This is a genomic window from Mesorhizobium sp. 113-1-2 (assembly GCF_016756475.1).
GTDB lineage: Bacteria > Pseudomonadota > Alphaproteobacteria > Rhizobiales > Rhizobiaceae > Mesorhizobium > Mesorhizobium loti_C.
Window position 1 is genome coordinate 4458380 of the sequence record NZ_AP023242.1, and the last position, 24926, is coordinate 4483305.

Below are 24926 nucleotides of genomic sequence, written 5' to 3' on the forward strand. Positions count from 1 at the left end.
CCAGGCGCGCCGGATGCACCGACGCTTCCAGGCTAAAGGCGATCGAAGACATCCGGCCGCAGCTTTCCGGTCTTTAACAGGTGCCGCAAGGTGTAGGTTACGGAGAGCGCATCGTCGAGCGCGTCGTGGCCCTGCAATGGCGGGTGGTCGACGCCATAATACTCCGCAAGCTTGTGGCTCGGCGTCCTCGCCAGATCCTCGATCGGCATCCCGGCCGCGATCAGCAGCTTGACGGCATTGTCGAACCGGGTGGCCGGGATGGAAGGCTGAATGCCCGCGACATAGCAGCTGATGGCGATCATGTTCAGCTCGTCCTTGCCCCAGGACCAGAGCCGCGCGCCGCCGGAAAACCGATCGACCTCGGCAAGGGCGTCTCCCAGCGCGACCCCCTCGGTCTCGATGTTTTCCTCGGTGATGCCGGTCAGTTTGGTGAAGAACGGGTCGAGTGCGTATCTCTGGCCAAACCGGTCGATCGGCCTGATATAGGCCTTGTGTGTCCCGAGCAGGGGAAAGTCGTCTTCGAGCCCAAGCCTGATCGCGCCGACCTGCGCGATGACCGGGTCGGGATCGTGGGCCGCGCACCAGAATCTGCGTTGTGAACCCTCGAGGCAGAGAAACTCGCAGTCGAATATGATGGCCGTCTTCACGGTCAGAACCCCTTGCGTTGAGGGTTAGGGCAGTGGTTTCGCCTTCGCGCTGTCGGGCTTTGGCTTTGGGATATTTTCGAGCGCATCCGGGCCGCAACAGCCAGTTGGGATGGGCTCTACGTGCAACGGAGATTTAGGCAGAAACAGGCGGGGCGATGGCCCCGCCTGTTAATTTCGGCTTAGTGCAACCGTCCGCTGGCGTGGGCCAGCATGGTGTAAACCTTGCCGGTGTCCGACGTCAGGTAGGTCTGCGCCATGATGTTGTCGCGGTCGTTGCGCGAGACATCCTTGAGCAGCTTTTCGAAGTCGTCGCAGTAACGGTCGACAGCGGCGCGGAACTCGGCCTCTCCCTGATACTTGCGGCGGATTTCGTCGAAGGTCTGCTGACCCTTCAGCGTGTAAAGCCGGCGCGTGAACACGTCCCGCTCGCCGCGCCGATAGCGGTTCCACAGCTCGATCGAAGCATCGTGGTCGATCGCCCGCGCAATATCGACGGACAGTGAGTTCAGTGATTCCACGACATGCAGCGGCGAGCGCTGGGCAGGGGCCGCGCGTGGCGCTTCCGCCGGCGCCGAGGGTGGTGCTGCCGGCCTGAGATCGGCATCGTTCGACGCCGCGGTCAGGAGATCGCGCACCCAACCGCCCTGCGGCGTGCGGGCGCCGGCGTCAGGACGCTGCTGGCGCGGTGCCGCCTCGGCCGGACGCTCGAGATCGAGCGTGCCGCGCAGTGCTGCGCCACCCAGCGGCGCCTGAGGCGTGCGAAGCTCCGGCTGTGGTGCCGGCGCACGACGCGGCGGCTCGGCAGGACGTGCCGCCGGCGCTTGCGGCGCCGGGCGCAGCGGGCGTGGCTCAGCGGCATCGCCGCCGCCGCGACCGGACTTCGCGACGATGTCCGAAAGTTCCTTCAGGGCGTTGATCTGCTCGGAAACGGCGCGGCGGATGGCGGAGGTCGATTCCTTTGCCTCTTCCGGCATCTCGATGACGCCTTTCTTGAGCTCGGCGCGGGTGAGGTCGAGCTCGCTCTTGATCGAGCTCGCGGTGCGCCGCATCTCATCGGTGGCATCGGCGAAGCGCTTGGTCGCCGAATCGACGACGTCGGTGATGGCGTTGCGGATCTTGTCGGCCGACTCCATCGTCTTGCCTTCGGCGTTCTGCAGCGTCTGGCCGACGAGGTTTTCGAACGAGCGCATGACCCTTTCGAGATCTTCCGACTTCTTGACCAGGCCGACGGCGAGGTCTTCGAGCGACGACTGCCTCTCCAGCGTGTGCTCGAGGTTGCTCTGGGCCGAGCTCAACAGGTCCGAGGCGCTGGCCAGCAGACGGCTGTGTTCATCGAACTTGGTGGCTATCGAGGCCACTTCGCGCAAGGTCGACGAGGACAGTTCCGTCAGCCTTGTGGTGTTCGAATCGACCAGACGCGCCGAGCTGGCGAAGGTCTGCGCGGCCTTTTCGGTGGTGGCCGCGAAGCTCTGCGTGCTGCCGGTCAGACGTTCGTCGACCTGGCCGAGATTGACCGCGGCCTGCTCGATCAGTTGACCGAGCTGCGAGCTGGACTTGGTCATGCGGCCGATGAGATCGGCAACGCTGTCCGACAGCGACGAGCGAGCGCCCTCGACCGCCGACAAGGTCTCGGCGGTGCGGCTGGCGAGTGCATTGACCAGGGCTGCATTTTCGCTGCGCAGCTTCTCGGTGGCGCGTTCGGTGACCTCTTCCATGCTCTTCTGCAGTTCCGAGCCGCCCTGGGCGAAGCGCTCGACTAGAGGCCGTGCGGTTTCGTCGAGGATTTTCGACATTTCGGCGGAGCGCGCCGCGAGCATGGTGTTGAGTTCGCGTGTGTTGGCGCCGATCGTCTTGGCGGCATCGTTGGTGCTCTGGCCGATATGCTGGCCAACCGCGGTGAAGGTCTCGGCGATCACATTGGCGCGCGAAACGAGTTGCGCCTCGGCGCTCGACACCTGCTCGTTGAGCCTCTGGCCCATCGTCTCGGTGGTGTGGGCGAGCCGGTTCTCGACGCTGGCGATCTGCTCCTCGACACGGGCGGCTGCAGCCGCTGCGCTCGATGCAAGACGCTCGTCGGCGCCGGCAAGTGCCTGCTCGATTTCGCGGGCATGCACGGCCATCTCCTGGCCGGTCTGGCGCGCACGATCGGCGACCCTCTGCTCGGTGCTGGCGAAAGCGCCGACGATGGTCTGCGCGTGCTCGCCGATCGTCGAAGAGCTGTCGGCGATGCGCGCGACCAGGCGCTGGTCGGCCTCGTCGAAGATGCGGCCGATTTCCGACGCACGGCTGGACAGCGCGTCCGAACCTTCCGCGATGCGCGAGACCAGTTGCTGGTCGGCGGCATCGAAGATGCGGCCAAGGTCCGACGCGCGGGCGGCGAGCGCCTCGGCCGATTCGCCGATGCGCATGCCGAGCCGCTGGTCGGCGCTTTCGAAGTTGCGCAGGATGTCGCCGGCGCGGGCGGCCAGCGACTGTGCGGTCTCGACGGCGCGGGCAACCAGTTTCTGGTCGGCCGCGTCAAAGGCCCCGGCGATCTCGTTTGCACGGGCGGCGAGATGATCCGCGGTATCCTGAGCCCGGGCGGCCAACTGGTCGGTCGTTGCCTGGGCGCGGGCGGCGAGCTTCTGGTCCGCCATGTCGAAGGTGCCGGCGATCTCGCCGGCGCGGGCGGCCAGCTGATCGGCGGTTTCATGGGCACGGGCCAGCAGCGAGCTGGAGGTGTCGTCGGCACGGGCGAGCAAGGCGTTCGACGTATCTTCCGCACGGGCGTGGAGGCGACGATCGGCCTCCTCGAAGGTGCGGGCGATGTCTTCGGCACGCGCCAAAAGGGCGGCGGAGGTCTGCTCGGCGCGCTCGGCAATCTTGCGATCGGCGTCACTGAACGCCGCGCCAGCCTGCTCATGCAGCGTGCTGGTGACTTCCAGGACCTTTTCGCGTAGGGCGCCGGCGACGAAGACCGCGCTCTTCTCGAGCACGCTGCGGACATTGTCGACGCCGGTCGAGAGCGCGCGCTCCATGGTTCCGGCGCGTTCCTCGATGATACCGGTCTGACGGCTGAACGCCTGCTCGATCTTGTCCACATCGGCGGCGATCGCGGCCGAAATGTCGGTGCTCCGGGCAGCGATCTGATCGATGTGGCCGGACAGCGAGCGGTCGACGTCCTTGCGGGTCTCGGCGAGCTTGCCGAGATCGTCTTCCAGCGCGCGGCTCAGCATGTTGCGGCCTTCGGCGAGCTTGCCGACGTGGCCGGCGATGATGCCGTCGATATCACCGCGGCTTTCGGTCAGCTTCTGCAGGTCGGCTTCGAGGGCGCGCTTGAGAATGTCGCGGCCTTCGGCCAGCTTCTCGACCTGGCCGGCAACCAGGCCGTCGATGCTGGAGCGGCTTTCGGCCAGTTTGGCGAGATCGGCTTCCAGGGCGCGTTTGAGGACGTCGCGGCCTTCGGCCAGCTTCTCCACCTGGCCAGCTACCAGACCGTCGATGCTCGAACGGCTCTCGGCCAGCTTGGCAAGATCGTCCTCTAGGGCTCTCGACAGAGTAGAACGATCCTGGACGAGCCTTTCCGCGTGGCTGTTCACCAGGCCGCTGACGCTCTCAAGGTCGGCTTCCAGAGCTTGTGCGAACTGCGCGCGGTCGTCGACAAGCTTTTGCGACTGGTCGGCAACTGCACCTCTGATCGTGTTGAGGTCGGCTTCCAAAGCCCGCTTGAGGATATCTCGGCCTTCGGCGAGCTTCTCGACCTGGCCGGAAACCAGCCCGTCAATGCTCGACCGGCTTTCGGCCAGTTTGGCGAGGTCGTCTTCCAATGCCTTGGAAAGTGTCGAGCGATCCTGGACGAGTCTTTCGGCGTGACTGTTCACCAACCCGCTGACGTTTCCGAGGTCGGCTTCCAACGCTTTCGACAGCGTCGAACGGTCTTGAACGAGTCGCTCAGAGTGGCTGTTGACCAATCCGTTGACCGTTTCGAGATCGGCTTCTAGCGCCCGGGCGAACTGCGCGCGGTCGTCGACCAGCTTCTGCGACTGGTCGGCAACGGTGTTCCTGATCGTGTTGAGGTCGGCTTCCAGGGCGCGCTTGAGGATGTCGCGGCCCTCGGCCAGTTTTTCCACCTGGCCGGCGACGAGGCCGTCGATGCTGGAGCGGCTGTCGGCCAGCTTGGCGAGATCGTCCTCGAGAGCTTTCGACAGGGTGGAACGATCCTGAACCAGCCTGTTCATGTGGTCGGCGATGACGCTGTTCACATTCTGCAGGTCGGCTTCCAGGACGCGCGAAAGCTGTCCGCGGTCCTCCGCCAGTTTTTCCGACTGGCTCGATATGACGCCCTTGATGGTGTTGAGGTCCGATTCCAGGGCGCGCTTGAGAATGTCGCGGCCCTCGGCCAGCTTCTCGACCTGGCCGGCGACGAGGCCGTCGATGCTCGAGCGGCTTTCGGCGAGCTTGGCAAGGTCGGCTTCGAGCGTCTGCGACAGCAGGCTGCGGTCGTTGGCAAGCCGTCCTGAATGATCGTCGAGCAGGCCCCTGATGCCGGAGAGGTCGCTCTCGAGCGAACGGCCGAGCTGGCTGCGGTCTTCCACCAGCTTTGCCGAATGCGCCTCGATCAGGCTCTTGATGCCGGCGATATCGTTTTCCAGGGCCTTGGCGAGCACCGCACGGCCCTCGGCGATCTTCTCGACCTGACCGGCGACCAGCCCGTCAATGCTGGCGCGGCTGTCGGACAGTTTGCCGAGGTCGGCTTCCAGGGCGCGCGACAGAATGTTGCGGCCTTCAGCGAGTTTTCCGACGTGTCCGGCGACCATTTCATCAATGATCGTACGGGCTTGCACGAGTTTCCCGGAGTCTTCATTGAGAGCGAGCGAGAGCCGGTTGCGGCCTTCTTCCAGCCTTTCGAGATGGCTGCCCAGCGACGCGTCGATGGCCGCACGCGATTCATTGACCTTGCGCAGATCCTCTTCGAGGGCGCGCGCGATCAGGCTGCGGCCTTCGGCCAGCTTCTGCACCTGGTTGGTCACCGCGGCATCGATGCCGGCGCGGCCTTCGGCGAATTTCTCCAGATCCGCCTCCATGGCGGCGGCCATGCGTTCGCGGCTTTCGGACAGCTTGCGGCTGTGGTTTTCGACGGCTTCCTCGATGCCGACGCGGGCGTCGGCAAGCCGCTGGATATCGCTGTCGAAGGAACGCGAGACGACATGACGTGCCGCTTCCATGCGACCGGCAAAGTCGCTGGCGCGGGCCTCCAGCATGCTCGATGTCGAGGTGACGATGTCGGCCATGTCGGCGCCGATCTGGGTCTTGCCCTGATCGATCATCGCGGCCAGCGTATCCTTGCTCTCGGCGAAGGTGTGGGCGATTTCGCGGGCGCGCTCGACCAGCGTCTCGTTGATCTGGCGGGCGCGGGCCTCGAGTGCGGCGTTGAGCTTCTGCGTGCCGGTGTCGAGCGCCTCGGCGCGGGTCTGGAACTCGCTGATCAGCGCCTGACCGCGTTCGGCGAGCGTGCGCTCGATGCCATTGAGGCTGGCTTCGAATTCCGAATTGAGGGTGCGCGCGGCGCCGCCAAGCAGCGAAACCATGCCGGTCGTGCGATCGTCGAGCAGATCGGTCAACGACCTAGTCAGGCCGTCCGTCGTATCCGTCAGCTTGGCAATGCGCGTGTCGAGAAGGCTGGCGAAGGCCTCGCCGGAGGTCGACAGCCTGTCGGTGATGTTCTCGAGCCGGCCTTCCACCGAATCGAAGATCGACATCGAGCTTTCATTGATGCGATCGATGAGCGTGTCGCCGGAATTGGTGATCGTCATCGACAGCTTGGTCGACGCATTGAGGATCGAGTCGCGGATGATGTCGCTGGCGGCGCCGATTTCATCCTTGAGCGTCTCATGCGCGCCGGCGATCGAGGCGCGGACGCGTTCGGCATGGGTGACGACCGCCTCGCGCTCGCTGCCGAGCCCGTCGACCAGCGAACGGATGCGGGTTTCGTTTTCCGAATAGGAGCGCTCGATCTGGTTGACTTCGCTGTGGACCAGCGTTTCCAGTTCGACGGCGCGGGCCAGCGTGCGTTCGATGCCTTCGCCCATGGCCGCGACCTCGCGGCGAACGGCCTGGCCGATCATCATGACACGATCCTGCGCCATGTTTTCCGGCTCGGTCAGGCGGAAGGCCACTTCCGTCATCGACTGGGCGGCAATGCGCATGTCCTGGGCGCGGCGAATCATGGCGGCGAAGGCCCAGAACAGGATGATCGGCACGATCGCCGCGATGGCGAGGCCAATCAGCTCGGGACGGGCAAGGAACTGGTCGAGTGTGCGGATCCGCCAGATGCTCGGTCCGAACAGCAGGTTGGCCAGCCCGCCGGCGCCCGCGATCCAGGCCAGCGAGACAAAGGCAACGATCCAGTAGACGGTGTTGGAGGCGCGCCTGTTGAGGCTGTGCAGGAGTGTCTTGTAATCTTTCTGACGATCATCATTGGCCGGCGCAAAGCCCGCGGGCTGCGTGCCATTGCCATTGCGTGTCTCGACGGGGCGCAGTTCGGCGGGCTTGGCCTTCGGCGTGGGATTCGCCTGCTGATTGGCAATGGGGGCCTGATTGGCGGCGGGGGCGGGCTTCTGGTTGCGTCCCTCGCGGGCCAGTTCGTCGGCGGCTTGAGATATCTGTGCTTCTAGATCTTCCATCGAAGCCGCGATATCGAGATCGCCGCTGCCGATATCGCCGCTGAGGTCGAGATCGAGCGCTTTTTCCAGTTCCCTGGCCACGTCGCTGTCGAGATTTCTCGTCGTCGTCGTCGTTGGTTTCTTTGCCATGCCTTCGCTACCCTGTACTAGCTGCCGCGGGCTTATAATTGTCTTTGTCGTACCCCGCGCAGGAGGCTGAAAATGGACCCTCGTATCGTAATGACACAGGGGGGTAAAGAAAACATGCATTCCGCGGGATACGTAAAACTTTAAATATAAGGTTAACGGAAGCGTGATTTGGGCGCCGCTTTCGCAACATTTTTCCCGGCCATTCATTAACCCGTTGTCCATTGGATTCGCCTAGTTTTTCAGGCGACCGAAGAAACGGAGTTCGAGTTCATGCGTGGCGAAAGCGGCATTGCCTTCTCAATGCCCGGGGGCGACGTATCGGGAACCAGACAGTCCCGACCGGTCGATTTGGCACACCTTGCCCGGCAGACGATGGGCGACCGCGCCCTCGAGCAGGAGGTGCTGGCGCTGTTTGTACAGCAGGCGCTGTCGGTACGCGACAAAATAGTCGATGCCGATCTCAAGGATCGGCTCCTGCTGGCGCATGGTCTGAAGGGGTCGGCTCGCGGCGTCGGCGCCTTCGCCATCGCCGATTGCGCCACCGAGATCGAGCGGAGCCCGGAAGACGGCCAGACGCTCAAGCGGCTTGGCAAGCTGATCGACGAAGTGCGCGATTTCATCGCCGCCATCAATCGCTGACCCAGGTTTGTGGAAAAACGTCACGGAGCGGCGCTTTCGCGCGGCAGTTGACTTGTCTGCCGGAGTGATTATCTCGGCGGTAACTCCCTTCAGGTGACAAATGACCAAGCTGACCTTCATCGCCCATGACGGCACACAATTCGACGTGGACGCCGAAAACGGCTCGACGGTCATGGAAAACGCCATCCGCAACGCCGTGCCGGGGATCGAGGCGGAGTGCGGCGGCGCCTGCGCTTGCGCCACCTGCCATGTCTATGTCGACGAAGCCTGGACGGCGGAAGTCGGCGAGCCGGAGGCGATGGAAGAGGACATGCTGGACTTCGCCTACGACGTCCAGCCGAACTCGCGGCTGTCCTGCCAGATCAAGGTGCGCGATGCGCTCGACGGCCTGGTGGTGCGGGTGCCGGAGCGCCAGGGCTAAGGGGCCTTCGGCCCACGTTCCAATTTCTTTGGCATTGGCCGCTTGGCAGCGGGCCACAGCTCATGCAGTCTCGCCCCATTCCCAAGGGGACACATCGCATGACCGAAACAATCAAGACGGACGTTCTCATCGTCGGGGCAGGGCCGGTCGGCCTGTTCGCCGTGTTCGAGCTCGGCCTGTTCGACATGAAGTGCCACCTGATCGACATTCTCGACAAACCCGGCGGCCAGTGCGCGGAACTCTATCCGGAAAAGCCGATCTACGACATTCCCGGCTGGCCTTCGATCTCAGCGCAAGGGCTGGTCGACAAGCTGCTCGAGCAGATCCATCCGTTCAAGCCTGACTTCACCTACAACCGCATGGTCTCCAGCCTCGAAAAACTGGAGGACGGCAGCTTTCGCGTCACCACCGACGAGAACGAGGTGTTCGAGGCCAAGGTGGTGGTGATCGCCGCCGGCGGCGGCTCGTTCCAGCCCAAACGCCCGCCGATCCCTGGCATCGAGCCCTATGAGGGCAAGAGCGTGTTCTATTCGGTGCGCCGGATGGAGGATTTTCGCGGCCATGACCTTGTCATTGTCGGCGGCGGCGACTCGGCGCTCGATTGGACGCTGAACCTGCAGCCGGTGGCAAAGAGCGTGACGCTGGTCCATCGGCGCGCTGAATTCCGCGCGGCGCCCGACAGCGTCAACAAGATGTATGCCATGCAGGAGATGAAGCAGCTGGAATTCAGGGTCGGCCAGGTAACCGGCCTCACTGGGGCCGACGGCCAGCTGTCATCGGCCACCATCAAGGGCGGTCCGGATGGCGATATCGAAGTGCCATGCACGCGCATGCTGCCCTTCTTCGGCCTGACCATGAAGCTCGGGCCGATCGCGGAATGGGGGCTCAATCTCCACGAAAACCTGATCCCGGTCGACACCGAGAAGTTCCAGACATCGGTGCCCGGCATTTTCGCGGTCGGCGACATCAACTGGTATCCGGGCAAGCTGAAGCTGATCCTGTCGGGCTTCCACGAGGTGGCGCTGATGGCGCAGGCCGCCAAGCGCATCATCAGCCCTGGCGAGCGGATCGTGTTCCAGTACACGACCTCGTCGACCAGCCTGCAGAAGAAGCTCGGCGTGGTGGGGTAAGAAGGCGCTTCTATTCCGCGAGAACGGGCGCGGCCGCCTCGTCGCGGCCACGCAGCGGCTTTTCCGGCATCAGCATCATTGCGACAAGCCCCAGCACCAGCGTGATGCCGGCGGTGATGAAGATCATCACGAACGGCAACGCCGATGTCAGCTGAATATGCGTCTGCGAGCCCTCGGCGGAGAGCGGCAGGCCGTAGCCGAGCGCGACGGCTCCGAGCAGGGCGACGCCCAGCGCGCCACCCAGCGTGCGCAGGAAGGTCAGCACGCCGGTCGCAACCCCGAGATGGGCCCGGTCGACGGCGTTCTGGACAGAGACGGTCGCGACCGGGAATGTCGTTCCGCCACCCAAGCCGATGAGGGTGGTCAGGATCTCGACCTCGAGCAGCGAGGCGTGTTCCGCAATGGCACTGAGCACGCCGATGCTGGCAATGGCCAGAGTGATGCCGAACATGGCGATACGCTTGTAGTGCACGAAGCGGGGGATCAGGCGGCCGCTGGAAGCGGCACCGGCGACCGTGCCGAGCAAAAGACCGAGCATGGCCATTCCCGATTCACTGACGGAGAGCCCGATGACGGTCTGCAGATAGACCGGCAAGTAGACCGAGGCGCCGATATTCGCCGCCTGCAGCAGGAACATCGACAGCGCACCGGCGAGTACGATCGGGTTGCTCAACACCTCAAGCGAGATCAACGGCTCGGTGGCCCTTAGCAGTCTGAGGGCGAACAGGGCCCAGAACACGGCGGAACAGGCCACCAGCCCGAGGATTTCGCGCGAAAACCAGGGATAGGTGCTGCCGCCCCAGTTGAGCGCCAGAAGCAGAAGCGCGGTGGCGATGACCAGAAGCACGGCGCCCAACCCGTCGATGCGGTGATGTTTGGCTGCAATCGGCAGCTTCTTCAGCGGCTTGTTGATGATCGCCATGGCCAGAAGCCCAAGCGGAATGTTGATCCAGAAGATCAGCGACCAGTGCAGATGCTGGGCGAAGGTGCCGCCCAGCAGTGGCCCGGCAATGCTGGCGACGGCCCAAGTGCCGGAGACCCAGGCCGCATAACGTGCGCGTTCGCGCGGCGGCACGAGGTCACCGATGACGGTTTGCGCCAGCGCAAACAGACCGCCGCCGCCGGCCCCCTGGATCGCGCGCCCTATCACCAGCACGAACATGTTGGGGGCCATAGCGCTCACCACCGATCCGACGAGGAAGATGAGGATCGCCGCGTAAACGGTCGGGCGGCGGCCATAAACGTCGGAAATCTTGCCATAGAGCGGTGCCACGGCGGTGGCGGTCAGGAGATAGCCGGTGACCATCCAGGGCAGATACTCGGCGTGGCCGAGCGCCCGCGCGATCGTCGGCATGGCCGGCGCGATGATGGTCTGGTCGAGCGCCGCCAGCAGCATGGACAGGAGAACGCCGCCGATGATGGCGTTCTTCTCGCTTTCGGTCAGCGGTGTGGCGGCAGCCGCCATGGTCTGCTTGCCGGCAGCCTGGTCCATAGTCTTTGTCCATGTGCTTTGCGCGCTGTCCGGTCACCGATTGGGTTTGCCTGGTGTGCCCGCGCGCGATCGGTCGTGGTGCTCGTACCTCGAGGGTTGTGCCCGCCAACCCGTGATATGTCGCCTCGTATAGGCCGATTTCGACTGCCGTTCGAAATTTTTCGAAGCTGGCACTACGCTTCGGCCGGGTTGGCTTGCATCGGCGCCGTCGAGGGTACCGACGAAATTCAGGCCGGCGGCGGCAACTGGCCACTCTCGATGCGCTGGATGCGATAGCGCATGAGCCGCAGGATACGGTTTTCGAAATTGACGCTTTCGACGCGATCGAACTGCACCTGGGCGCGGTCGTGCCTGGCGAGGATGGCGGCGGTGATCTCGGCCGCCTTGGCCTTGGCCGCACCGCAATCCTTCTGCGGATAGGTCGCCTTCAGCGCGTCTTCAAGCGCGCGGGCATGGTTCTTGGCGATCTCGACATGGCGTTCTTCGTGGCGCTTGATGTCGGCGGCCAGCGTGTCCCAGAACAGCTTCACGTCAGGGTCCGCCTTGCGCGGGCGTCGCCATTCCGGAAGGATCACCTTGACCTTGACGGTCACGACCGCGTCAGCGATCCGGCAGGAGCCGGCCTGCTTGGCGTAGCTGATACGGGTGGTGAAGGCCATCTGGGTGGCGCCGGGGTGGCGCGAGCCCGTGCTTTTGACCTGCGGCCCATGTATGGAGAGCTGCTTCTCGATATCTTCGAGCGTGCTGCCGCCAATGGAAAAATAGCTGTATGTTTTCACCAGATTGGCCGCGCCCGCCGGGACGGCGGTCACGGCAAACAGCAGTGCGCAAAGCAGGGATCGTTTCATCATATTGCCTCTTTACCCACCTTGCTTTACGGCCGTTGCCGACGCAACGGAATTGATCCTTTGCGGATCACACATCGTTGATGAGCCCTTGGTTGATGAGCCCCATGGTTGATGAACAATGACGGCGAGGCGATGGCAGCTGGCGCATGGGCGCAATCTCGACCTTGGCGGCAAGGCCGTGGTCGTCGGCATCCTCAACGTCACCCCCGACAGTTTTTCCGACGGCGGCCTGTTTGATGCGCCCGAAGCGGCGCTGGCCCAGGCGCGCCGCATGATCGGGGAAGGGGCAGAGATTATCGACGTCGGCGGAGAATCGACCCGTCCGGGCGCCGCTGCTGTATCGGCCAGCGAGGAACAGGCGCGTATTTTGCCCGTGATCGAGGCGCTGGCGAACGCCAATGAGGTGTTGGTTTCGGTCGACACCTATCGTGCCGAGACCGCGCGGCTGGCGGTGGCTGCCGGCGCGCATATCGTCAACGATGTGTGGGGCCTCCAGCGCGAGCCCGATATTGCACGGGTCGCCGCCGAAACCGGCGCCGGGCTCATCATCATGCATACCGGGCGGGATCGCGAGAAGCTGCCCGACGTCATCGCCGACCAGTTTGCGTTCCTGGAAAAGTCGCTGGAGATCGCCCGCCGCAACGGCATTGCGGACGATCGCATCGTGCTGGATCCCGGTTTCGGCTTCGCCAAGGAGACGGCTGAGGAAAATCTCGACCTGATGGCGAGGTTTTCCGAGCTCCATGCGCTCGGCTTTCCATTGATGGCCGGCACCTCGCGAAAACGCTTCATCGGCACCGTCACCGGCCGCGATGCCGCCGACCGGGCCGCCGGGACGGCGGCGACCAGCGTCATTCTCAGGCTCAAGGGCGCGCATCTGTTTCGCGTCCATGATGTCGCAATCAACGTGGACGCGCTGGCCGTGGCGGATGCTATGCTGGCTCTTGAAAACGCCGCATCGGCCCGAAAATCGGAATCGATTTTCGGAAAGCACGATGCGTAGATTCAAAGTGTTAGAGCGTACTTTGTGCGTCCAAGTGGACGCACGTCGCTCTAAGGATCGGGACGCTGAGCCATGTATGTCATCCGCCTGAAGAACTGTGCCTTCTTTGCCCGGCATGGCGTGCTTGACGAGGAGGAGGCGCTCGGACAGCGTTTCTATGTCGACGCGGTGCTGTCGGTCGAACCCGGACGCGCGCTTGTCGACGATGCCATCGAGGAAACCGTCAATTACGGCATTGCCTTCACGGTGATCGAGAAGATCATCACCGGCGAGCGGCGCTTCCTGATCGAGGCCCTGGCCATGGAAGTGGCAAAGGCGCTGACGGAGCGGTTTCCGCAGATCAGGAGGGCCGAAATCACCGTGCGCAAGCCGAACGCGCCGGTGCCTGGTGTGCTCGATTATGTCGAGGTGACCGTTGTCTGGCCCGAGTAACACCGTCTACCTTAGCCTCGGCGGCAATCTGGGCGATCCGGCTGCCTCGATGGCCTCGGCGCTGCGCATTCTCGATGCCGATGCGGACACACGCGTCGCCGCCGTCTCCTCGCTCTACCGCACACCGCCCTGGGGCAAGCTCGATCAGCCCGATTTCCTCAACGCCGCGGCCGAATTGTCGACCCGGCTTTCGCCGCGGGCACTGCTTGACCTCTGCCTCGATGCGGAGCGGAAGCTGAAGCGCGTGCGCGAGGAGCGCTGGGGGCCCCGCCTGATCGATATCGACATCCTGGTGTTCGGCGACCGTGTCATCCACGAGACCGGGCTGGAAGTGCCGCATCCGCGCATGCTGGAGCGCGCCTTCGTGCTGGCGCCGCTGGCCGAAATCGCGCCGGATCTTGCCGTCGGCGGGCGAAGCGTATCGGTGCGATTGGCTGCGGTCGATGCATCAGGCATCGAACGCCTGCCGTCCGGCCGTGACTGGTGGCTGACCTGAGCTCTCCGCCAGGAGGTCGCCGACCGTCATAGCGATCAGCCGGAAAACCCACCGCCGTCGAGAAATGCCTGTTCCTCCGGTGTCGTCTCGCGGCCAAGAAACCTGTTTCGGTGCGGAAACCTTCCGAAGCGCTGGATGATGTCGCGATGCTCCACCGCGTATTTCAGGTTGAATTCGGCCCTGGCGGTGTGCAGTTCGACCGAAATGTCCTGGTCGGCAAGGTTTTCCGAATGTTCGAACGGCAGGTACAGGAAGACGCGGAGTTCCGGTTCCAGCGCCAGATCATGCCCTGATGTGACCGCCTTTTGAGCGAAATGCTTCGCCAGCGGGTCGGTGGCGCACATATGGCCAGTGCCGCGAAAGCAATTGCGCGGAAACTGGTCGAGCAGGATCATCAGCGCTAGCGAGCCTTCGGCGTGCTCCGACCAGGCGTCGCATTCGCGCCGCGCGGCGGCGTAGTGCAGATCGAGAAAGCGGTCCCGAAAATCGGCATCGAAAGCCTCGTTCTTCTCGAACCATGCATCCTCGCCGGCGTCACGCCAGAATTTGGTGACCGACAGGGCTCTGCTGTCCAATTCCATGCATGAATCCTTAGTTCAATCGGCAGTTTCGGATTTCTGCAGAACGCCGGCCGTCTCTTCATTGAGGGCCTTACCGGGGCGGCGCGGCGTAGAGAGCGGTGTCGGAATAGGCGTGCCGATATTGCCCCGCAAGAAGCGCTGGCCGGCGCGGATGCCTTCGGCGAGCTGGGTTTCAAAACGGTCGGTGTCGCGGCGCCTGACGTCCTCGATCGTTTCAGCGACGTCTTCAGGATCGACACCAAGCGATTCCAGCGCCGAGCCACCGAAAACCAATGCCGATTCGAAAGTCTCGCGCAGCTGATAATCGACGCCGACACGGATGAGTTGCAGAGCGGTGCCGCGATCGAAGGCGCGCGCCAGCACGGTAAGCAAGGGAAATTCAGCCTTGACGAGCTCGGCGATGCGAACGGCGGCATCGGCCTTGTCGACGCAGATCAGTACGGCGCGCGCCTGGCCCGCGCCCGCGGCGCGCAGGATGTCGAGCCGCGTGCCGTCGCCATAATAGACCTTGAAGCCGAAATCGGCGGCCGCCTGGATCATCTCGACATCGTTGTCGATGATCGACACGTCGATGCCGCGCAGCAGCAGCGGCTGGCTGGCGATCTGACCGAAGCGCCCGAAGCCGATGACCAGCACGCTGCCGGTGAGGCCGTCGGCGACATCGACGCCGTCGAGCGACTGCTCGTCGCGCGGGGTGACATAGCGCAAGGCGATGATCGCCAATGGCGTCAGCACCATCGAAATGATGACGATTGCCGTCAGCGTCGCATTGGCCTGACTGTCGATGATGCCGACGGCAGCGGCGGCGGAGTAGAGGACAAAGGCGAATTCACCGCCCTGCGCCATGAAGACAGCGCGTTCCAGCGCTTCGCGATGGCCTGTTTTGAGGATGCGGGCGACGATGTAGATGCCGACTGCCTTCATCACCATGTAGGCGACGACATAGATGGCGACCAGCTTCCAGTTCGCGGCCACTACATGCAGGTCGAGCGACATGCCGACCGCAAGGAAGAACAGGCCGAGCAGGATGCCGCGGAACGGCTCGATGTCGGCTTCCAACTGATGGCGGAAGGTCGATTCGGACAGAAGAACGCCGGCCAGGAACGCGCCCATCGCCATCGACAGGCCACTGAGTTGCATGGCGAGCGCCGATCCAAGCACGACCAGAAGCGCTGCAGCCGTCATCACCTCACGGGCACGGGCATCCGCCAGGATGCGGAAGAAGGGGTTGAGCAGATAGCGTCCGGCCAGCACCAGCCCGACGATCGCGGCAAGGCCGATGCCGACCTCGGTCAGCCTTTCCGACAGGCTGGTGTCGGCGCCGCCCGGCGCCAGGAACGCGATCAGGGCCAGCAGCGGCACGATGGCAAGATCTTCCAGCAGCAGGATGGAGACGATGCGCTGGCCTTTCGGCGAGGCGATTTCGCCGCGTTCCTCGAGAAGCTGCATGACGATGGCGGTCGAGGTCAGCACGAAACCGGCGCCGGCGACGAAGGATTGCGAGATGGGAAAGCCTCCGGCCACACCGACACCGGTCAGCAGAACCGCGCAGACGCCTACCTGCAGCGCCCCGAGCCCGAAGATTTCGCGCCGCAAGCCCCAAAGCCGCGATGGCTGCATTTCCAGCCCGATGATGAACAGGAACATGACGACGCCGAGTTCGGCGACATGGAGGATGGCCCCTGATTCGGAAAAGATACGGAGACCAAACGGGCCGATCACCACGCCGGCGGCGAGATAGCCCAGGATCGAGCCGAGGCCCATGCGTTTGAAGATCGGAACGGCGACGACACCCGCGGCAAGCAGCGCCACCACCTGAATGAGATCGCTGCCCGACGCTTCCGCTGCCATGCCTCTTGTTCCTTATGTCCGACAGCACTCCTTGCATGCAGTTGGAGCGGGAGGCAAGGGCGGGGAGCCTGCCAGGACGGGTAGGTGCCTTTGAAGCGTTTCCCCTGGTGGAACAACCGTCTCCGCTTGCCCGCCGGACGATTGGTTCCTATATCGGCGGGATGACTATCCATTCGTCCCGGCCGTCTCCGCCGCCCCATATTCCGATGGATGCGCTCAGCGAAGTCCTGCAAGACTTTCGCTTGAGCGGCGTCAGTTATGGCCGCTGCGAACTCCGACATCCTTGGAGCATAGAGTTTCCGCAACAATCGCTGCTTCGTTTTCACTTCGTCGGTCAGGGTCCTTGCTGGATCCATACCGAAGCGCAAGGCTGGCAGGAGTTGCGCGATGGCGATCTGGCGCTGCTGCCGCAAGGCATCGCCCATCGGCTGGCCAGCGCGCCGGACGTTGCAGGCGGTTCGCTCGATGATTGCCGGGTAACCAAATTGGGGAGTAACGTCTGCGAAGTCGTACGGGAAGGCACGGGCGCGACAAGCACCCTTTTCTGCGGCTCGATGACCTTAGGCGCCTGTGCGTTAAACCCATTGATCACACTGATGCCGCCTATCATCAAGGGTTGCGACGTGGCCGCCAATGACCCGGTGGTTGGTCCGTTGCTGGCGGCCATGACCGCGGAGGCCGCGCAACCGCAGATGGGCAGCGCCACCATCTTGTCGCGTATGGCGGACTTGCTGACAGCCCGGCTCATTCGCTGCTGGGTCAATTGTACGGGAGCTTCGACCACCGGTTGGCTCGCGGCCATCCGCGACCCCCATATTGGCCGCGCCCTGGCAGCCATGCACAGAGACCCCGGCCATAACTGGACTCTCGAAAGCCTCGCCAGCCTGGCAGGCCAATCGCGCTCGATTTTCGCTGAGCGCTTCAGCGCTATATTGGGAGAGGGTGCTGCACGCTATCTCGCCCGTTTGCGCATGCAGCTTGCCCGTGAGTTGTTGGGGCAAAACGGCTTGTCGGTGGCCGAGGTTGCTACCCGCTTGGGCTATGATTCCGAGGCATCCTTCGCTCGTGCCTTCAAGCGCATCACCAATGTCTCGCCAGGCGTTGTGCGTCGCACAATTCCCGGACGAATAGACATGGATTTCGGATTTTGAGATACATATCATCCGAAAAGACTCGTTTATGAAGATCTCCAAACTTTGGAGATTTTCCCGTGACTGACACAACATTACAGCTTGAAGACGCGACGATAGACGTTGACGGCACTGCGCCGGCCGTGTGGAGCGCAACCACCTGGTTCGCAGTCGTTTCATTGGCGGCCACCAGCTTTGCCCTGGTCTCAGCCGAATTTCTGCCGGCAGGTCTGCTGACGCCAATGGCGCGCGATCTCGGGATCAGCGAGGGAACGGCCGGACAGGTCGTCACCGCCACCGCTTCCATCGGTGCCGTGACGGCCATGTTGAGCAATGTTCTCATCGGCCGATTGAACCGCAAGACGGTGCTGGTTGGGCTCATGGCCCTAGCGGTCGCTTCCAATATTCTTGCGGCGCTGGCACCCAATTTCTGGCTGCTGTTGCTAGGCCGGGCCGGGCTGGGAATCGCTCTCAGCGCTTTCTGGGCGCTTTCGGTCGCCGTCGTCGCGAGGCTGGTTGGCGCCAATGCGACAGGTCGGGGCATGGCTATCGTCACCCTTGGCGTCTCGCTCGCCACCATTGCCGCACCGTCGATGGGTGCGCTGATCAGCGACTGGCTGGGATGGCGCAGCGCCATGGCCATGACAGCGGGGCTGGCCGTGGTTGCCATGTTGCTGCAGTTGCTTAGCCTGCCGTCTTTGCCTGCAACAGCGAGCAATAGTCTTGCAGACGTCCTTCGGCTGACACAGCGGCGTGGCATTCAACTTGGTATGCTTGCCATTCTTTTGCTGATGACGGGGCATTTTGCCGGCTCGGTCTATGTGCGTCCCTTTCTCGAACATGTGACGCTCCTTGCAACCGGGCCAATTGCCCTGGCGTTGCTCGGATTTGGCATCGCCGCAGTGATCGGCAATATTGCCGGTGGCCGCATGGCCGACGCCAATATCCACGTGGCTCTCGTGGTTACCGCCGCATTGATGGCGTTTGCGGCGCTGGCATTGGTGCTTTGGGGCGTGCACATTGGCGTTGCCTTTGGCTTCGCTACGTTGTGGGGCTTCGCCTTCGGCATGGCGCCGGTGGTGCTGCCGACAAATTTGTCTCGCGCAGCGCCGGACGCGCTGGAAGCGGCGGGCAGCCTGATGGTCGCCTCTTTTCAGGTCGCCATCACCATCGGCGCGGTTGTCGGCGGCTATGCTGTGGACACCTATGGCCCTACAGCGCCTTTGACCGTGACTGCTATCCTTGCCGCATCGACAGCCGTCTTGGCGCTGCTGCAGCCGCGCAACCAAACTTTGCCGCCGCTGACACAGTAGCCCGAATCCGGTCCGGACCAATATTGCAGGCGCGTTACACAAGTTTACGCCATGCGCGCGTTGCGTGTTGCCACAATCGAAGGCTAAGGACGCACGGCTTCGGCCATTGGAGGGTGAGCGACGATCAAGTCGCGCCCTTTTGAGGAGATGACTGACATGAAGAAGTTTTTGCTTGTTGCCGTCGGCCTGGCGGTGCTTGCTGGTTCGGCCTGTTCGAAGGCACCTGAATGCACGGCCGAGATCGCGACCAAGAAGGCGCAGGACATGGCTGCCGCGCTGCAGGAAGCGATCACCAAGGATCCGTCCAAGGCAGCCGACCTGACCGCCAAGGTCCAGGCGGTCACAACCAAGTACCAGGGCGCCACGACGCTCGCCGACGCCTGCAAGGCGTATGACGAGGTGACGGCCGCCATCAAGGGCTAAGCGCCTGATTCGACTGGTTCAAGGAGGCGGTGGCGATGGGCTGCCGCCTCTTTGCTTTTGGGGATGTGTTCGAGCAATTCCAGGAAAAGTGTCGCGGGAAAAGCGCATAGCGCTTTCCCTTGGGAATTGCGTAAAACGGGATAGGGCGCGACAGGCGCTCAGTTCGGCGTGATGGAGCCGACTTCGACGGCATCGACGCGCTTCAAGCTCATGCCGATGACCGGCACCAGCTGGTCCTGGACACGCACGGCAACCGTCACGGTCATCGAATTGTCGTCGGGAATACGGGCCTGCATGACGCCGCGCAACTGGTTGCGGTTGATGGTGAAGACCACTTTGCGGGCATCGACGACGTTGCCGCCGATGATGTCGAGGCCAGCGCCGTCAGCGCCACCCATGAAGGAACCTTTGTAGTCGCGGCCCTTGCGCTCGATCTTGGCCGACATCGGCTGGGTGAACATGCCGACCCGGCAGCCGCCGTCGAGCGTCATGCCCATCTTGCCGTCCGGCGTCGAGCCGGTGAAACTGCAGTTGAATTTCGTGCCCTTGTACTTGCCGGCGACGATCTCGCCCGGGCCAACCCATTTGCCTTCGGCCGACTGGAAGAATTGCTTGTCCGGCTCTGTAGCGGAAGCTCCCGAGGCGACACCGACGACCGCTGTGATCGCAACGGCCAGGGGCAGGACGCTGGACAGAATTACGCTTTTCATCGACGACACCCGGCAACAAAGAGGCTGTTTGGAACCTCTTCGACCATGAAGAAGATTGGTTAATGCTTCGTCACTGCAGGGCCTTGAAACCGCAATCCGTTCACTGTCTGGAAGCGTAAAACGCTAATTGCCCGGGCCGGCCGTTTCGGTGTCCTTCTTCGCGGCAAACGACGTCAATGCCGAGAGGAAATCGCCCAGTCCCGGGCGCTTCGCGGCGCTGAAGGGCAGGGGGCGCGCCGTTTCCATCGCCGCGATGCCGATGCGCGCCGTCATCATGCCGTTGACGACGCCCTCGCCAAGTTTTGCCGATAGCCTTGCCGCCAGGCCGTGTCCGACGATCTGCTGGACGAAACTGTCGCCGACGGCGATGGAACCGGTGACCGCCAGATGCGCCAGCACGCTGCGCGCCAGGCGGAAGAAACCCAGCGTTCCCGGGCGTCCGCCATAGAGTTCCGAGAGACGGCGAATGAGGCGTCCGGCCTCGAACACGACATAGGCGACATCGACGAGCGCACGCGGGCTCACCGCCGTTACCAGCGAGACGCGTTTGGCGGCCTCGAGAATCATCACCTTGGCCCTGGCATCGAGGGGGCCGAGAATTTCCGCTTCGGCCAGGCGCACCAGATTGCCGCCGTCGATGATTTCGCCGCGCAGTTCGGCCAAAGCGCGCCGGCCGCCCGCGGTTTCCGGCTTGGCGGCGACGAAAGCCGAAAGCTCGTCGACCACCGATCGTGCCGCCTTGGGATCGTCGCGCGCGATGGCGTCGCGCGCACGTTTTTGCAGTTTTTCGACCTCGGCCAGCCGGGCAATCGCCAGGAATTCACGGATCAGGATGACCAGAAGCGCCAGCAATGCGATCGCGGCCATGCCGGCGGCCAGCCAGCCAAGCCATTCGGCGCGGGTGAAGAGGTCGCGGATCAGCTGGTCGGTCCACAGGCCGATGGCCAGCGAAACCAGCACGCCAACGGCGCCGAAGAAGATGCTGCCGAACAGCGAGCGCTTCCTGGGGGCGATTGCCGGCGGCGGTTCTGCGGCTACGATGTCGGGCTCGTCGAAAACGTCGAGCTCCGCCGGTATGACCAGCGCGACATCGGCCTTCATCACACGGGGTTTGCGCGAGAGCTCGGTCTGGCGCGCCTTTGGCGCTTCTGGTGTTGACGCGGCTTCCGGCTCGATGCGGAAGGCCGCCGGCTTGCGGGGCGCGATCATGCCAGATGGTCTCCGATCAGGAACTGCAGGGCACGGTCGAGCCTGATATGCGGCAAGGACAGCGTGACGCCTTCGGCCGTGCGTTCGAGTTTTGGCGGACGGAACCGGACAAAGCGGATTGCCGGGTCCGTCGAATCCTGCCTGTGGTCGGGTCCGGAGATGTCGAACACCGCATCAATCTTTTCCGGTAAGTCGCCGGGAAATACAGCCGTTTCGGTCTTTCCATCGAAGGTTTCGCCGTTGATCGTCTCGCCGGCGATCGGCGTGCCGATGATGACAGGCAATGTCTCGCGGCTCTGCTTGACCGTGCCTTCGCGGGTCGCGCGTACCGCCGCCATGGCGACCACGTCGACGTCGGCGCCGGTGAAATTCGCCCGCGCCACGGCACGGTCTGCCAGCCGCCGCACGATCGCCTGCAACCGGTCATGGCTTTCGTGGTGCAGGTGGTCGGCCTTGGTCGCGGCGACCAGGATGCGGTCGATGCGCCGCGAAAACAGGTCGGTGAGGAAGCTGCCCCGGCCGGGGCGGAAACAGCTGAGGATCTCGGTTACGGCGCGCTCGAGGTCGGCCATGGCGCCAGGGCCGGCGTTCAGCGCCTGCATGGCATCGATCAGCACGATCTGGCGGTCCAGGCGGGTGATGTGTTCGCGGAAGAAGGGTTTGACGACATGCGTCTTGTAGGCCTCGTAGCGCCTCTCCATCATGGCGTGCAGCGATCCCGGGCGCGGACGCCTGTCGAGGCCGGCCAGCGGCGCGAAGGTCAGCGCGGGGGAGCCCTCGAGATCGCCAGGCATCAGGAAACGGCCGGGCGGCAAGGTCGAAAGCGCGCGTTCATCGAGCTTGCAGGCCTTGAGATAGGCGGCGAAGCTTTCGGCCAGGCGGCGTGCCGTCATCTCGTCGGCATCGGCATTCGGGTCGATTTCCGCCGAAATCGCCCGCCAGGCCCGCGAAAGATCCTCGCGCACCGGCAGAGCGGCCATCTCGAAGGCCTCGCGCGAAAAATCGGCGAAGGATTTGCCGAGCAGCGGCAGGTCGAGCAGCCATTCGCCGGGGTAGTCGACGATGTCGACCGACAACTTGCCTGACGAGAACATGCGGCTCCAGCCGGAGGCCGATTCATATTCGATAGTCAACCGCAGTTCCGAGATGGCGCGCGTCGAATCGGGCCAGGCGCGGTCGTTGACCAAGGCGGCGATGTGGTCCTCGTACTGGAAACGCGGCACCGCGTCGTCAGGCTGCTCTTCGAGGAAGGCGCGCGAGATGCGCCCGGATTTCTGCGCCTCGAACAGCGGCAGGCGCCCGCCATGGATCAGATTGTGGACGAGCGCTGAGATGAACACCGTCTTGCCCGCGCGCGAAAGGCCTGTAACGCCCAATCGCAGCGACGGAGAAAAAAGCCCGGTGGCGCGTCCCGACAGCGTATCGAGGGCAATTCTTGCCTCGTCGGTGAAGGTGGTCAGCGATGATGCCAAAATGTGATCTCTCGGGCTTCGGTCCGTCCGATATAGGCGCTGCAACCCGGCTTTGAAATGGCGTCAGATATCGACATCCAAATCGATGCTAGAGATCTGCCGGTGTCAGAAACGCTTCGAGATAACCTGCTTCCTGGGCCGCTTTGGCCAGATCGTCCAGGAAACGTACGACCGCCAGGCCCGAGGTCGGGAAGCCATGATTGAGTGTGGCACGTGCAGTCTCGTCGCCGTCACCCGAAACCGCCATGGCAAGATCCTCCGTCATCGGGTTGTGGCCGATGACCAGCAGTGAACCCGGCCCGCCATGCTCCCGGATAAGACGGAGATAACCGGCCGCGTCTTCGCTGTAGAGCGTGTCGAAAAACAACACCTTGCCGGTATCGGTCTGGCCGGCCAGGCCTTCGAGCGTTTCCTTGGCGCGCTTGGCGTTGGAGCACAATGTCAGGTCGGGGACATAGCCACGTGAGCGCATGGCGGCGCCCATCATCTCGGCATCGGCGCGACCGGATGCGTCAAGCGGTCGGTCGAAATCGCGCATGCCGGGCAGCGCCCAGCCAGCCTTGGCGTGTCGCAACAGATAGAGCCTGCTCACCCAACCTCCGAGGATGCCGAAGCCGAAGCCGCAGCGCGATTAGCCACGAGAAGGGCGCGGCGCACAATGGCCCTTGTTTCTCCGCGCAATGAATCACGCACGAGACAAGTTGGCAAAGGGTCGAGGCACTTTCTCCATCGAATCAGAGGCATCCCGCTCCAACGAGCGCCGCCCGGGCACTTTAACAATTGCGTGAGTCGGTGGCCGATTGCGCTTGTGCAGGCGTCTGGTGGCGAATATATAGGCGCCAAATTTGGGGCAGTTTGGGTGAGTCGAATGAACGACATCGTTACCGCCGATTACGTACCCTCCGAAGACGAGCCGTTCATGAACGAACGGCAGAAATCCTACTTCCGCCTAAAGCTCGTCACCTGGAAAAACGACATACTGCGCGAAGCGCGCGAAACTCTCGAAATCCTGCAGCAGGAAAACGCCAACCACCCTGACCTCGCCGACCGCGCCTCTTCGGAAACGGACCGCGCCATCGAGCTCAGGGCCCGCGACCGCCAGCGAAAGCTCATCTCAAAGATCGATTCGGCGCTGCAGCGCATCGATGAAGGCACTTACGGCTATTGCGAGGAAACCGGCGAGCCGATCGCGCTGAAGCGGCTCGACGCCCGCCCGATCGCCACCTTGTCGATCGAAGCGCAGGAACGGCATGAGCGCCGCGAAAAAGTCTATCGCGACGACTGACGCATTGCTTCTGGGCTGTGTCTCAGGCTAGTTGCAGTGAGATTATTATCAAAAATGGCCGGTTTTTCCGGCCATTTTTGTTGGCAGATTCGTTGCATCACGCTGAGGTATACTCAAACCTCGGGCGGGCAGGTCGCCGACTGGCGGAGCGGCGCAGGCGCGCCAATCATCTCTTCTGGCTTGAAAGTTCGCCCAGAAGCTTGGTCATTTCATCGTCCAGCGACTGCGGTGCCTTGGCTGCCGGTTTGCCGACCGGGCCGCCAGAGCGCGGCTGATCGAGCGAAACCTCCAGGTCCTTCATCAGCGCGTCGTCGATGCTCTCCTGCCGTGGCGGCGGTGGCGCGTGCCTGATGGCGTTGGCGTTGGCGGAGCCGTAGGCAGGCAGCGGCGTGACGTTGGCCGACTGATAGGTGTGCGCCACCGGTTTCGGTGCGGGCGGAGGGGCCGGTGGCGGCGCTGCCGGGCGCGGGCGGGCAGGCGGCACCGCCGCGGTCACCGGCTGCGGTGCCGGTCGTGCCGGTGCGGGAGCCGGCTGAGGCGGCCGCGGTTTTACCGCCGGGGCCGCGGTGGCCGGGACAGGCTGCAGCCCGCCATCTCCGGTCAGCGCCGGACGGCGCGGCGCGGCAAGGCGGATGTCGCGTTCGACGACGACGTCGGTCGGGCCGCCGATGAGAAGCAGATGCTCGATGTCGTCGCGGCGCACCAGCACCAGCCGGCGATGGCTGTCGACGGCGGTGGCGTCCATGACGGCGAGCCGGGTCTTGCGGTTCCGGCCACCCGCGACAAACGTTCCGAATGTCAGGTTGCGCACGAGCCTGATGATAACGAGCACGATGACCAGCAGGATCAGCGCCGCGAAGGTCCACAGGAGTGCCGCCGCATAACCAGGGCCCGCCACGCTATCCAGCCACTGCATTGGTTTCCCCTGATCGGTTTGGAAAGTGACGCGACACTAGACCGTTGCGGCTGGCCACCGCAAGTTGCCTTTCACGCATCGTGAACAGCTTGAAACACGGCCGGCATCATTTTTATCTGACATTTGCCGCCCGGGCC

The 24926-nt window shown here is 63.6% G+C and carries 21 protein-coding genes; 10 read left to right on the forward strand and 11 right to left on the reverse strand.

Annotated features, from left to right (window positions below):
- Positions 1 to 32 precede the first annotated feature (32 nt).
- Positions 33 to 647, reverse strand: coding sequence for an exonuclease domain-containing protein (locus JN279_RS21570; RefSeq protein ID WP_202350191.1), 615 nt, complete (start codon positions 645 to 647; stop codon positions 33 to 35).
- A gap of 179 nt (positions 648 to 826) precedes the next feature.
- The gene (locus tag JN279_RS21575) at positions 827 to 7438 is read right to left on the reverse strand and encodes a kinesin (protein WP_202350192.1); all 6612 of its coding nucleotides are present in this window, start codon (positions 7436 to 7438) and stop codon (positions 827 to 829) included.
- A gap of 270 nt (positions 7439 to 7708) precedes the next feature.
- Here JN279_RS21575 and JN279_RS21580 point away from each other — a divergent pair, with 270 nt between their 5' ends.
- The 3 genes from JN279_RS21580 to JN279_RS21590 all read left to right on the forward strand — a co-directional run bounded on the left by JN279_RS21580 (position 7709) and on the right by JN279_RS21590 (position 9628).
- Positions 7709 to 8077, forward strand: coding sequence for an Hpt domain-containing protein (locus JN279_RS21580; protein ID WP_095200060.1), 369 nt, complete (start codon positions 7709 to 7711; stop codon positions 8075 to 8077).
- A gap of 100 nt (positions 8078 to 8177) precedes the next feature.
- Entirely contained in the window at positions 8178 to 8498 is a 321-nt protein-coding gene (locus JN279_RS21585) for a 2Fe-2S iron-sulfur cluster-binding protein (RefSeq protein ID WP_010909663.1), read from the forward strand.
- 98 nt (positions 8499 to 8596) lie between these two features.
- Positions 8597 to 9628 carry an NAD(P)/FAD-dependent oxidoreductase gene (locus tag JN279_RS21590; protein WP_096446442.1) on the forward strand — a complete coding sequence of 344 codons (1032 nt, stop codon included), beginning with the start codon at positions 8597 to 8599 and terminating at the stop codon, positions 9626 to 9628.
- Between the two features lie 10 nt (positions 9629 to 9638).
- On the opposite strand, the gene JN279_RS21595 is transcribed toward JN279_RS21590, so the two are convergent.
- Together JN279_RS21595 and JN279_RS21600 are read right to left on the reverse strand one after the other, a co-directional pair.
- Positions 9639 to 11120 (reverse strand): MDR family MFS transporter, encoded by a 1482-nt coding sequence (locus tag JN279_RS21595; protein WP_202350193.1) that lies wholly within the window; start codon positions 11118 to 11120, stop codon positions 9639 to 9641.
- A gap of 227 nt (positions 11121 to 11347) precedes the next feature.
- The gene (locus tag JN279_RS21600; protein ID WP_202350194.1) at positions 11348 to 11971 is read right to left on the reverse strand and encodes a DUF922 domain-containing Zn-dependent protease; all 624 of its coding nucleotides are present in this window, start codon (positions 11969 to 11971) and stop codon (positions 11348 to 11350) included.
- A 115-nt stretch (positions 11972 to 12086) separates the two neighbouring features.
- Between JN279_RS21600 and folP the strand changes: the two genes are divergently transcribed.
- From folP to folK, 3 genes are all read left to right on the forward strand, one after another.
- Positions 12087 to 12971, forward strand: a complete 885-nt coding sequence (gene folP, locus JN279_RS21605) for a dihydropteroate synthase (protein ID WP_202350195.1) — start codon at positions 12087 to 12089, stop codon at positions 12969 to 12971.
- A 72-nt stretch (positions 12972 to 13043) separates the two neighbouring features.
- Entirely contained in the window at positions 13044 to 13403 is a 360-nt protein-coding gene (gene folB, locus JN279_RS21610; protein ID WP_010909658.1) for a dihydroneopterin aldolase, read from the forward strand.
- Positions 13387 to 13899 carry a 2-amino-4-hydroxy-6-hydroxymethyldihydropteridine diphosphokinase gene (gene folK, locus JN279_RS21615; RefSeq protein WP_202350196.1) on the forward strand — a complete coding sequence of 171 codons (513 nt, stop codon included), beginning with the start codon at positions 13387 to 13389 and terminating at the stop codon, positions 13897 to 13899. The genes folB and folK overlap by 17 nt, the downstream gene beginning before the upstream one ends.
- Positions 13900 to 13934: 35 nt before the next feature.
- On the opposite strand, the gene JN279_RS21620 is transcribed toward folK, so the two are convergent.
- Complete coding sequence (locus JN279_RS21620; RefSeq protein WP_202350197.1) at positions 13935 to 14480, reverse strand: DUF924 family protein; 546 nt, start codon at positions 14478 to 14480, stop codon at positions 13935 to 13937.
- A gap of 15 nt (positions 14481 to 14495) precedes the next feature.
- Positions 14496 to 16331: a monovalent cation:proton antiporter-2 (CPA2) family protein gene (locus JN279_RS21625; protein WP_202350198.1), complete on the reverse strand. Its 1836-nt coding sequence runs from the start codon at positions 16329 to 16331 to the stop codon at positions 14496 to 14498.
- Positions 16332 to 16492: 161 nt separating this feature from the next.
- Here JN279_RS21625 and JN279_RS21630 point away from each other — a divergent pair, with 161 nt between their 5' ends.
- The 3 genes from JN279_RS21630 (at position 16493) to JN279_RS21640 (ending at position 19197) form a co-directional block, all read left to right on the forward strand.
- The gene (locus JN279_RS21630) at positions 16493 to 17482 is read left to right on the forward strand and encodes an AraC family transcriptional regulator (protein WP_202353775.1); all 990 of its coding nucleotides are present in this window, start codon (positions 16493 to 16495) and stop codon (positions 17480 to 17482) included.
- 59 nt (positions 17483 to 17541) lie between these two features.
- Positions 17542 to 18774, forward strand: a complete 1233-nt coding sequence (locus JN279_RS21635; protein WP_202350199.1) for an MFS transporter — start codon at positions 17542 to 17544, stop codon at positions 18772 to 18774.
- A gap of 156 nt (positions 18775 to 18930) precedes the next feature.
- A complete protein-coding gene (locus JN279_RS21640) occupies positions 18931 to 19197 on the forward strand; it encodes a hypothetical protein (RefSeq protein WP_095200069.1) in 267 nt (88 codons plus the stop codon).
- Positions 19198 to 19355: 158 nt separating this feature from the next.
- Here the strand turns inward: JN279_RS21640 and JN279_RS21645 are convergent, their stop codons facing one another.
- The 4 genes from JN279_RS21645 to JN279_RS21660 all read right to left on the reverse strand — a co-directional run bounded on the left by JN279_RS21645 (position 19356) and on the right by JN279_RS21660 (position 23180).
- Positions 19356 to 19907: a hypothetical protein gene (locus JN279_RS21645; RefSeq protein ID WP_096446426.1), complete on the reverse strand. Its 552-nt coding sequence runs from the start codon at positions 19905 to 19907 to the stop codon at positions 19356 to 19358.
- 123 nt (positions 19908 to 20030) lie between these two features.
- On the reverse strand, positions 20031 to 21116 hold the full coding sequence (locus JN279_RS21650) for a YcjF family protein (protein WP_096446425.1): 1086 nt from the start codon (positions 21114 to 21116) through the stop codon (positions 20031 to 20033).
- A complete protein-coding gene (locus tag JN279_RS21655; protein ID WP_096446423.1) occupies positions 21113 to 22588 on the reverse strand; it encodes a YcjX family protein in 1476 nt (491 codons plus the stop codon). Before JN279_RS21655 ends, JN279_RS21650 begins: the two co-directional genes overlap by 4 nt.
- An 88-nt stretch (positions 22589 to 22676) precedes the next feature.
- The gene (locus JN279_RS21660; protein ID WP_096446421.1) at positions 22677 to 23180 is read right to left on the reverse strand and encodes a SixA phosphatase family protein; all 504 of its coding nucleotides are present in this window, start codon (positions 23178 to 23180) and stop codon (positions 22677 to 22679) included.
- A gap of 276 nt (positions 23181 to 23456) precedes the next feature.
- Between JN279_RS21660 and dksA the strand changes: the two genes are divergently transcribed.
- The gene (gene dksA / locus JN279_RS21665) at positions 23457 to 23873 is read left to right on the forward strand and encodes an RNA polymerase-binding protein DksA (protein ID WP_006202025.1); all 417 of its coding nucleotides are present in this window, start codon (positions 23457 to 23459) and stop codon (positions 23871 to 23873) included.
- Positions 23874 to 24039: 166 nt separating this feature from the next.
- Here the strand turns inward: dksA and JN279_RS21670 are convergent, their stop codons facing one another.
- Positions 24040 to 24789, reverse strand: coding sequence for a flagellar biosynthetic protein FliO (locus tag JN279_RS21670; protein ID WP_096446419.1), 750 nt, complete (start codon positions 24787 to 24789; stop codon positions 24040 to 24042).
- Positions 24790 to 24926: the final 137 nt, after the last annotated feature.